This is a genomic window from Pseudomonas sp. PARCl1, assembly GCF_947311875.1.
Classification (GTDB): Bacteria; Pseudomonadota; Gammaproteobacteria; order Pseudomonadales; family Pseudomonadaceae; genus Aquipseudomonas; species Aquipseudomonas juntendi.
Genome location: NZ_CAMZMX010000008.1, coordinates 127,064 through 136,529, shown reverse-complemented (window position 1 = coordinate 136,529; position 9,466 = coordinate 127,064). Strand labels below are relative to the sequence as shown.

Genomic DNA, 9,466 nt, shown 5'->3' with positions numbered 1-9,466 from the left:
TGATAATCTTTTTGACTATCAGTCCGTACTCACAAGCACCCACACGAATTGCTTGATTCTATTTGTTAAAGAGCGGTTGGTTAAGATTGCTTCGTCTCAACCGAGGCGCGCATTTTACGCTTTCCTCATTTGCTGTCAAGCGTTTATTTTGAAGTTTTTTGCGAGAAACTCGTTTAGCTTCAAACACTTGACACAACACAGTGGCTGGCAGTGCCTGCTACCGCGTTGGAATGGTGCGCATTATAGGGCGGCTTTTTTGTAGGTCAACCTTTAATTTCAATAATTTAGGTTTTCCGCAGAATCCCTGCAGCCGAGCAACAGCGTGCTCGGCCTGCACCCTGCCCTGCACGCTCGCCAGCGCTACAAAACTCTGCAGGGCATTGCCCACTACCCTGCTAATTGCGCACTATATTGCTCACCCCACCCCCTCCAAGGAATGCCGCCCTTAAATGAACACCCAGCCCCGCAGCCTGGCCGCCACCCTCTTCCCGATAGGCTTGCTGCTGATTGCCATGGCATCGATCCAGTCAGGCGCTTCCTTGGCCAAAAGCATGTTCCCCATCGTTGGCGCACAAGGCACCACCACCCTGCGGCTAATCTTCGCCAGCATCATCATGCTGCTGATACTGCGCCCCTGGCGGGTTCGCCTGACCGCCAAAACCCTGCGCAACGTCATCATCTATGGCATGGCCCTGGGCGGCATGAATTTCCTCTTTTATATGGCACTGCAAACGGTGCCCATCGGCATTGCCGTGGCCCTTGAGTTCACCGGTCCGCTAGCCGTGGCGCTGCTGTCCTCGCGTCGACCCACCGACTTTCTTTGGATCGCATTGGCCATTGTTGGCTTGCTGCTCTTGCTGCCGGCCGGCCATGGCGGGCAAGCACTTGACCCCGTGGGCGCAGCCTATGCCCTGGGGGCGGGTGTTTGCTGGGCACTGTATATCCTGTTCGGGCAACGCGCCGGCGCCGAGCACGGCATCCAGAGTGCCGCCCTGGGCGTTGTGGTAGCCGCCCTGTTCGTTGCACCTATCGGCATCGCCCATGCCGGCAGCGCACTGCTCACCCCGGCGCTGATTCCCGTAGCGCTCGCCGTTGCAGTGCTGTCCACCGCCCTGCCCTACAGCCTGGAGATGGTTGCCCTGACGCGCATTCCGGCGCGCACTTTCGGCACCCTCATGAGCATCGAGCCTGCATTCGGGGCGCTGTCGGGCCTTTTGTTCCTTGGCGAAGTTCTGACAGTCACCCAATGGCTGGCGATCCTGGCGATCATTGCGGCCTCTGTGGGCACCACGCTGTCGATGCGAAAAGACACCAGCCCACCGATCGCCGCTGACTGATATGAGAAATATTTTCATTTGAGACCGTATTAATGATTGTCGCGATCGGCCCCGCTGATTAAGCTGTCACAGCATCACGATCTTCACGCGTTCTACTGAAGCGAACATTGGCGCTGAGGAAACTCAGGAAGAACCGAAGCGATAACGACAGGGTCTGACATCGGATTCGCCCTGCATATAAGGACAGGAATGAAACGTATTTTTCTCATCCTGGCCATCTTGGCTATTGCTGGATGTGCCGCCACGGCCAAGACCGAGGTCAAGAAGGGCAAAAAGGGCCTGCATATCAATTGCTCCGGCCTTTCATCCTCGTGGGACAAGTGTTACAGCAAGGCTGCAAGCGCTTGCAGCACCCGCGGTTACCGGGTGGTCGCACGGTCTGGTGACAGCGACGAAGAAGACGGTGACTATTTGTTCGGCATCAACCCAGCGGGCTACACCAGCCGCAGCATGATCGTCATCTGCAAATAGCAGCAAGGGCAGCGCATCGGCTGCCCTCTTTGCCGCGCTTTACAGCGGCGCGGTGCGCGCTTCGAGCCAGCCAAGCGCCTCCCCTTTCAACAACGGGGCCAAACGCTCGCGCACGTGGGCATGATAGCCATTGAGCCACTCCAGTTCGCATTGGGTCAGTCGTTCGGGCAGGAGGCAGCGGGTGTCGATCGGGCACAGCGTCAAGGTCTCGAAGTTCAGGAAGTCACCGAAGGCGCTCGTGCCTGCTTCGCGGTTGACCACCAGATTCTCGATGCGTACCCCCCATTGCCCAGGCCTGTAGGTGCCCGGCTCGATCGAGCTGATCATGCCCGCCTGCATGGCCGTATGGGGCGCCGGTGCCGCCTGGTAGGCAATCACTTGCGGCCCCTCATGCACATTGAGGAAATAGCCCACCCCGTGCCCGGTCCCATGCCCGTAGTCGACCTGGTCAGCCCAGATCGGCGCGCGCGCAATGGCATCGAGCAGGGGCGACAGGATGCCACGGGGAAACGTGGCCCGCGACAGGGCGATCATGCCTTTGAGCACGCGGGTACAGTCTTCCTTCTGCGCGTGGCTGGGAACACCCACCGGCACCATGCGAGTGATGTCAGTAGTCCCCCCCAGGTACTGCCCACCCGAATCGATCAGCAACAGCCCGTTGCCTTCGATGCGTGCATGCGACTGCTCGGTGGCGCGGTAATGCGGCATCGCACCATTGGCATTGAAGGCTGCAATGGTCGAAAAGCTCAGCGACACGAAATTCGCCCGCCGTGCACGTGCAGCACTCAATTGCTCGTCCACAGTCAGCTCGGTGACGACCTCTCGACCAAGGTTGGCTTCCAGCCAGGCGAAGAATTCGCACAATGCCGCCCCGTCTTCCTCCATGACCTGACGGATGTAGGGGAGATCAGCGTCACCCTTGCAGGCCTTGCTCAGGGTGGTGGGGTTCAGCCCCTCGACCAGCTCCACACCCACCGGCAAGTTGGCTAACAGGCTGCAGGTGACGCGTGCCGGGTCCACCAGCAGCCGGCTGCCTGCCGCCACGGCAGCCAGCGCCTGCCCTGCTTCGCTGTAGTCGCGCACTTCAACACCGTCGCTCGCCAGTACCTGGCGCAGGTGCGCATCCACCTTGCCTTGGCCAACGAACAGCATGGCCTGCTGCTGGCTGATCAAGGCGAAGGCCAGAAACACCGGGTTGTATGAGACGTCGCTACCGCGCAGATTGAACAGCCAGGCGATGTCATCGAGGGTAGCAATGAAGTGCCAGTCGGCCCCCTTGGCCTGCATGGCCTGGCGCAACTGCGCGAGCTTTTGCGCCCGGCTCGTCGTGGCGTGCGGCTGCAAATGCTGATAGACCGGATTGCCAGGCAGCCCCGGGCGCCCGTCCCACACCTCCCCCAGCAGGTCCTGGTCGGTTACCAGCCGCGCCCCGCGCGCCTTCAGGCGCTCTGCCAATTGCCGCGCCGAGGCCAATGCCATGACGGCACCGTCGACTGCCACGGTGCCGTTGGGCTCAGCGTGCTCTCCCAGCCACTCCAGCGCGCCAGGCTTGCCCGGCGACAGCTTCATCAGCTCGATGCCACTGCCGGCCAATTCATGCTCGGCCTGTTCCCAGTAGCGGCTATCGACCCATAGCCCGGCAAACGCCGAGGTCACCACCAGTGTACCCACCGAGCCATGAAACCCCGACAGCCACTGGCGCCCTTGCCAATAGCCGGGCAGGTATTCGGAGAGATGCGGGTCGGATGAAGGCACCAGCAAGGCATCGACGTGCCTTGCCGCCATGGCCTGGCGCAGACGCATCAGGCGCTGTGGCACGCTGTGTTCAAAGGGGGTCTGCACGTTCATGCACTCTCCTGCGGCTACATCACGGTTGATCCAATAGGCGGATAATGGAGCAGGCGCCAAAGCCCTGCAATCGCCCAGGCGCGAACCGGAACCGTCCTACACAAGGACCGCCGATCAAGTAGTGCTGAACTTCCCCAGGGTCACGGCTTCACACACTGTACATTCGCCGCACACAGGCAGCAGACCATGCCCAGTGCCTGCCCCGCTAAAACTGCAGTCGTGCTGCTCGACACTCGGGAACATACACCCGAGCATGAGCGGGCCGTGCACCTGAAGCTCGCCGAGGGCCTGGGACGCTTGCTGGGCTGCCCCCATGTGCAGCCCACGCGGCTGCCTGTCGCCACCGACAACTACTATTGCATCCCGACCGAAACCCTGACCGACACCGAGCAGGCTGCCAGCCTGGGCATTGTCAGTGAGTCCGATCTATTCGGCGGCTTGGTACCCTGCCCCTACATGGCCACCAAAGCCATTTCCCACCCGCTGCCTGCGGGAGCCTCCGGCCCTGAGGGCTGGACCGATGGCTTCGCCCGCCAGGCCGGCGGCGCCTTGCTGCGCGGTTTTACGGTGTTCAGCAAACCCGATGCCCGCCATGCTGCAGCCTTGCTGTTGCGCGCTGGCCCTGTGCGGGTCAAGCCAGTACGGGCCAGCGCAGGCCGCGGGCAACAGGTGATCACAGAACTGGATCAGCTGACCCCTTTGTTGAACGGTATGGACGACCAGCAGTTGGCGGTATGGGGACTGGTGCTGGAAGAAGACCTGAGCCAAGTGCAGACCTTCAGCGTTGGTCAGGTCAGGGTGGCCGGCCTGACCTGCAGCTACCATGGCACCCAGCAACTCACCCGTGACCATCAGGGCTGCGAGGTGTACGGGGGATCTGACCTGATCGTAGTCCGTGGCGACTATCAGGCCCTGTTGCAACGCCCCCTTGAAGACCACCTGCGGCTGGCCGTGAACCAGGCCATGGTCTACGAACAGGCTGCCGAACGGCATTTTCCGGGCTTTGTGGCGTCGCGGCGCAACTACGATATCGCCCGCGGCACCACTGCCTCCGGCCAGCCATGCAGCGGGGTACTCGAACAATCCTGGCGCCTGGGCGGTGCCAGCAGCGCCGAGCTGCTGGCCCTGCAGGCATTTGCCGACGACCCGGCACTGCAGCAGGTACGTGCGTCCACCCATGAAGTGTTCGGCAGCGCCGACCTGCCCGCGGATGCCACCCTTTTCTACCAAGGAAACGACAGTGAACTCGGACAACTCAGCAAATTTGCGCGGATTCGCGAGCATGGCCATTCAGAGTGAAACCGTCGAACTGCAGGTCGAGAACGACCGCATCGCCGGGACCTTGGTCAGCCCTGGCAGCAAGATGCCAGGTATTCTCTTCGTCCACGGCTGGGGTGGCAGCCAGCAACGTGACCTGGCTCGCGCCCGACACATCACCGGCCTGGGCTGCGTATGCATGACCTTCGACCTGCGCGGTCATGAAAAAACCCAAAGCCAGCGCCTGACCGTTACCCGTGAGCAGAACCTGCAAGACCTGCTGGTGGCTTACGACCGCCTGATCAGCCACCCGGCGGTCGACAGCAACGCCATCGCCATCATCGGCAGCAGCTATGGCGGCTACCTGGCCACCTTGCTGACCCGCGAACGCCCGGTGAAATGGCTGGCCCTGCGGGTGCCGGCCATGTACTGGGACGAAGAATGGGACAGCCCCAAGCAAGCCCTTGATCGTCAGCGCTTGAACGCCTACCGCCAGCGCCCCCTGGGGCCGGCCGACAACCGCGCCCTGGCCGCCTGCGCCGAGTTCGTCGGTGATGTGCTGCTGGTGGAGTCCGAACAGGACGACTATGTCCCGCACAGCACCTTGATGAGCTACCGCTCGGCATTCGTCAGCGCCCACTCACTGACCCACCGCATGGTCGACGGCGCCGACCACGCGTTATCCAGTGAAGAAAGCCAGAAAGCCTACAGCTCGATGCTGGCGGCATGGATCAGCGAAATGGTCATCGGTGCCCGCCTGGACCGCTACCCACACTACGCACCGTGGTACGCCTGACCCTCACCTACCTGGCAATGCAGGCCGCCATCGGCGCTGCGCACCAGGCTGCGCAAGGTCTGGTAGGCCGCAAAATTGACACCCCGTGCCTGGTGCCGGCGCAACAGCTCGAGGAAGGGTTCCTCGTTGAAATACTCGGCCGCCGCCGACCAGGCCTGGCGTGACTGCCATTGCAGGTACTGCAGCACCCGGCTGCCATCGTCGCTTGCCTGAATGCTGACGCCTTGCAGGCCTTCACAGCGCGCTGCCAACACTTCGCTGCGCACCACCAGCGCTTGAGCCAACGCCTGCTGGCACGGGCTCGGCACTTCATATTCGATCATCTGGGTGAACCACAGGGCTTGAGGCTTTGCCGACATCGACAGTCTCCTGGCTACGGGCGCATGCAGCGCGATGCCGAGCAGGGTAAAACCTCAAGTTAAGTCAAGGTCAAGCGGTTTGTGCACGCGCTACGCCGTTACCGCAAAGCGTCGCCGGTACTCACTCGGCGTCAACCCGGTGATGCGCTGAAAGACTTTGCGAAACGCCCCCGGATCCTGATAGCCAACCCCCCAGGCGATCTGCTCGACATTGCGCCGGGTGAACTCCAGCAACCGGCACGCGCGCCCTACGCGCACCTGCTGGCAGTATTCGGTGGGGCGCAACCCGGTGGCGGCTCGAAAACGCCGCAGGAACGTGCGCGCTTCCAACCCCGCGCAGGCCGCCATTGCAGCCAGGTCTGCATGCTGCCCGTCACTGCCCTGCAGCCAATGCTGCACTTTCAGGATGGCTTCGTCGCCATGGTCCAGCCGAGGGTTGAACAACGCCCCGGGCAATGCCGCGGTGACAGGTTCGACTGCCAGATAGCGGGCAGTTTCCCGCGCTACCGTCGCCCCCAGAAAACGTTCGAGCAGCCGCAGCCCCAGGTCGGTCCAGGCCATCAACCCCGCCGAGGTGACAATGTCGCCGTCGTCCAGTACCGGCTGCTGGGTCTGCACGCGCACGTTGGGGAACCGCTGCGCCAGCGCCTGCACGTAGTTCCAGTGGGTACAGGCCGGGCGACCATCCAGCAAGCCACTGGCGGCGATGAAAAACACGCCGATACACACCGACGCCAGCACCGCGCCACGCCCGTGCAACAGGCACAGGGACGGCCGATGCTGTTCCAGCAGGTCGCCATGCGGGGTCGATTCCAGGCTTGGCGGGATGATCAGGACACGCACACCTGCCAAGTCGACAGCCGGGCTGCCAGGGGCCAGCTGCAAGTGACCTGCGACGTCGGCCTGCCAGAAGCTGATGCGCACCTGCGGCAACGCGACAGCACCCAGTTCGGCTGCGACCCGATTGGCCACGGTAAAGAGGTCGCGCAGGCCATACAGGGCAGCCTGCTGTACCCCAGGGTAAAGCAGCAAGCCGATGTCCAGCCTGGCCGTGTTGTCAGTTTTCACCCGCATAGTGTCGTTCACGCCAATCCTCAGGTCGGGCCCCACAGCCTATAACTAACGCCAACCCACGACTACTGCCACAGGAGGCAGCATGAACAAGCACGCGCTGATCATCATCGACATCCAGAACGACTACTTCCCAGGCGGCAAGTGGCCCCTCGATGGGGCTGAGGCAGCGGCCGAAAACGCGGCCCGCGTGCTGGCCGCGGCCCGCACGCGCGGCGACTTGGTGGTGCACGTGCGGCATGAGTTCACCAGCGCCGATGCGCCATTCTTTGCCCCGGGTTCGCCGGGCGCCGCCTTCTACAGCAAGGTCCAGCCGGCTGCAGGCGAGCCGGTGATACTCAAGCACAAGGTCAACGCCTTTCTCGAAACTGGCCTTGAACAAACGCTCCGAACGCATGGCATCGAAGCCGTGACCATCGTTGGCAGCATGAGCCACATGTGCATTGATGCCGCTACCCGGGCAGCCGCCGACCTGGGCTTTGAAGTGACCGTGGTGCACGATGCCTGCGCGACCCTGGCACTGACGTTCGACGGCAAGCAGGTGCCAGCGGCCCAGGTACAGGATGCGACCATGGCAGCGTTGGCCTTTGCCTACGCCAAAGTCGTGAAGACGAGCGAAATGGTGGCCGAACAGGCTTGAGGTGCTCGGGGCGCTTTGCGCCCCATCCCGCCGGCAGATCGCTTGCAAACCACCACGGGGCGACGAACCTGCGGGGCCTCAGATCACCACATTACGCACAAACCGCACCGGCACAGTGCCATCGTTCCGGTAGGCGTACTGGCAATTGCTGGGAAATACCTGGAACTGCCCCACCTGCAGGCGATGTTCTATCCCCTCGATGATCAGGGTAAGTTGCCCTGCGCACACATAGATCTGCTCACTCCAACCCTCGGCATCGGCCTCGCTGGCATAACGCTCGCCCGGCGCCAGCGTCCACTCCCACAGCTCGACCTCGCGCCGCGCCGCGCTGGTGCCCAGCAAAACCGCCCGGCTCTGGGGGTGCTCGCCCGCCCAGGCCAGCTCTTCGATACGCCCTGGATCACGCAGGTCCGGCGCCTGGATCAGCGTACTGAAGGCCACCCCCAACGCCTCGGCGATCAAATCCAGGGTGGTCAGGCTGACATTCTTTTCCCCCGCCTCGATGGCCACCAGCATGCGCCGGCTGACCCCCGAGCGTTCAGCCAGCACCGCCTGGCTCATACCAGCGGCATTGCGCAGGCTGCGAACATTTAGGCTGACGTGTTGCAGCACCGAAGCACGGTGCGCGGATTCTTTGTGCACTATATTGCTCACCGTTGTGTATTGCGCAGTATACTGCCCACTTTGCGGCGATTGTGCGCCGCCTGACGCCGAGTGTGCAAGACCATGATCCAGCCCAGCAGCAAGCCGACCCCCACCGTTACCTTTCGCCTGAGCAAGGCCGAAGTCGTGCTGGTGTTCATTACCATGTTGTGGGGCGGCACCTTTCTGCTTGTCCATAACGTGATGAGTGTCAGCGGCCCGATGTTCTTCGTCGGCCTGCGCTTTGCGGCAGCGGCGTTGTTCGTGGGCGTGGTCTCAGCGCGGGCGCTGCCTGGGCTGACCTTCACCGAGCTCAAGGCCGGCATGCTGATCGGTGTCACGATCATGCTCGGCTATGGTTTGCAGACCATGGGCCTGCAAACCATCAGTAGCAGCCAGTCGGCGTTCATCACTGCGCTGTATGTGCCGTTCGTGCCCCTGTTGCAGTGTCTGGTACTTGGCCGCCGGCCAGGCCTGATGCCCAGCATCGGCATTTGCCTGGCGTTCGCCGGCCTGATGCTGCTGGCCGGCCCGGAAGGCGGCAGCCTGCATTTCAGCGAAGGCGAAATGGTGACCCTGGTCAGCGCTGTGGCGATCGCTGGCGAGATCATCCTGATCAGCCGCTACGCCGGCCAGGTCGATGTGCGTCGGGTCACCGTCGTCCAGTTGGCGACCGCGTCGGTGTTGGCGTTTTTGATGATCGTCCCGACCCAGGAGCGCATCCCCGACTTTTCCTGGCTGCTGCTGGTCAGCGCTATCGGCCTGGGCGCGATGAGTGCGGTAATCCAGGTGGCGATGAACTGGGCGCAGAAGTCGGTCTCGCCCACCCGGGCAACGCTTATTTATGCTGGTGAACCGGTGTGGGCTGGTATCGTCGGGCGTATCGCCGGCGAACGGCTCCCCGGCGTGGCGCTGCTGGGCGGCCTGCTGATCGTGATCGCGGTGGTAGTCAGCGAACTCAAGGTACGGCGGCGCAGCGAAGGCGCCGCTGTGGACGGCCAAGGGGTACCGGGTGAGCGGCAGGCAGGGCTGTGAAGCAGCCAAC

Annotated in this window: 10 protein-coding genes; 6 read left to right on the top strand and 4 right to left on the bottom strand. The window is 62.8% G+C overall.

What is annotated here, in order from left to right; genetic code table 11:
• Positions 1-449: 449 nt before the first annotated feature.
• Positions 450-1,337, top strand: coding sequence for a threonine/homoserine exporter RhtA (rhtA, locus tag QME24_RS07250; RefSeq protein WP_054906201.1), 888 nt, complete (start codon positions 450-452; stop codon positions 1,335-1,337).
• A 189-nt stretch (positions 1,338-1,526) separates the two neighbouring features.
• Positions 1,527-1,808 carry a hypothetical protein gene (locus tag QME24_RS07245; RefSeq protein ID WP_009684158.1) on the top strand — a complete coding sequence of 94 codons (282 nt, stop codon included), beginning with the start codon at positions 1,527-1,529 and terminating at the stop codon, positions 1,806-1,808.
• Positions 1,809-1,847: 39 nt separating this feature from the next.
• Here the strand turns inward: QME24_RS07245 and QME24_RS07240 are convergent, their stop codons facing one another.
• Positions 1,848-3,656 carry an aminopeptidase P family protein gene (locus QME24_RS07240; RefSeq protein ID WP_054906202.1) on the bottom strand — a complete coding sequence of 603 codons (1,809 nt, stop codon included), beginning with the start codon at positions 3,654-3,656 and terminating at the stop codon, positions 1,848-1,850.
• A 186-nt stretch (positions 3,657-3,842) separates the two neighbouring features.
• On the opposite strand from QME24_RS07240, the gene QME24_RS07235 reads away from it, so the two are divergent.
• Together QME24_RS07235 and QME24_RS07230 are read left to right on the top strand one after the other, a co-directional pair.
• Positions 3,843-4,955 (top strand): DUF3182 family protein, encoded by a 1,113-nt coding sequence (locus tag QME24_RS07235; RefSeq protein WP_192439886.1) that lies wholly within the window; start codon positions 3,843-3,845, stop codon positions 4,953-4,955.
• Complete coding sequence (locus tag QME24_RS07230; protein WP_054906204.1) at positions 4,939-5,709, top strand: alpha/beta hydrolase; 771 nt, start codon at positions 4,939-4,941, stop codon at positions 5,707-5,709. The genes QME24_RS07235 and QME24_RS07230 overlap by 17 nt, the downstream gene beginning before the upstream one ends.
• Here the strand turns inward: QME24_RS07230 and QME24_RS07225 are convergent.
• Positions 5,688-6,068 carry an antibiotic biosynthesis monooxygenase gene (locus QME24_RS07225; protein ID WP_054906205.1) on the bottom strand — a complete coding sequence of 127 codons (381 nt, stop codon included), beginning with the start codon at positions 6,066-6,068 and terminating at the stop codon, positions 5,688-5,690. The genes QME24_RS07230 and QME24_RS07225 overlap by 22 nt on opposite strands.
• Positions 6,069-6,158: 90 nt before the next feature.
• A complete protein-coding gene (locus tag QME24_RS07220; protein ID WP_054906206.1) occupies positions 6,159-7,142 on the bottom strand; it encodes a helix-turn-helix domain-containing protein in 984 nt (327 codons plus the stop codon).
• Positions 7,143-7,224: 82 nt separating this feature from the next.
• On the opposite strand from QME24_RS07220, the gene QME24_RS07215 reads away from it, so the two are divergent.
• Positions 7,225-7,779, top strand: a complete 555-nt coding sequence (locus QME24_RS07215) for a cysteine hydrolase family protein (RefSeq protein ID WP_054906207.1) — start codon at positions 7,225-7,227, stop codon at positions 7,777-7,779.
• A 78-nt stretch (positions 7,780-7,857) separates the two neighbouring features.
• On the opposite strand, the gene QME24_RS07210 is transcribed toward QME24_RS07215, so the two are convergent.
• A complete protein-coding gene (locus tag QME24_RS07210) occupies positions 7,858-8,421 on the bottom strand; it encodes an XRE family transcriptional regulator (RefSeq protein ID WP_054906208.1) in 564 nt (187 codons plus the stop codon).
• A gap of 84 nt (positions 8,422-8,505) precedes the next feature.
• On the opposite strand from QME24_RS07210, the gene QME24_RS07205 reads away from it, so the two are divergent.
• Entirely contained in the window at positions 8,506-9,456 is a 951-nt protein-coding gene (locus tag QME24_RS07205; protein ID WP_280091362.1) for a DMT family transporter, read from the top strand.
• The last annotated feature ends 10 nt before the right edge of the window (positions 9,457-9,466 follow it).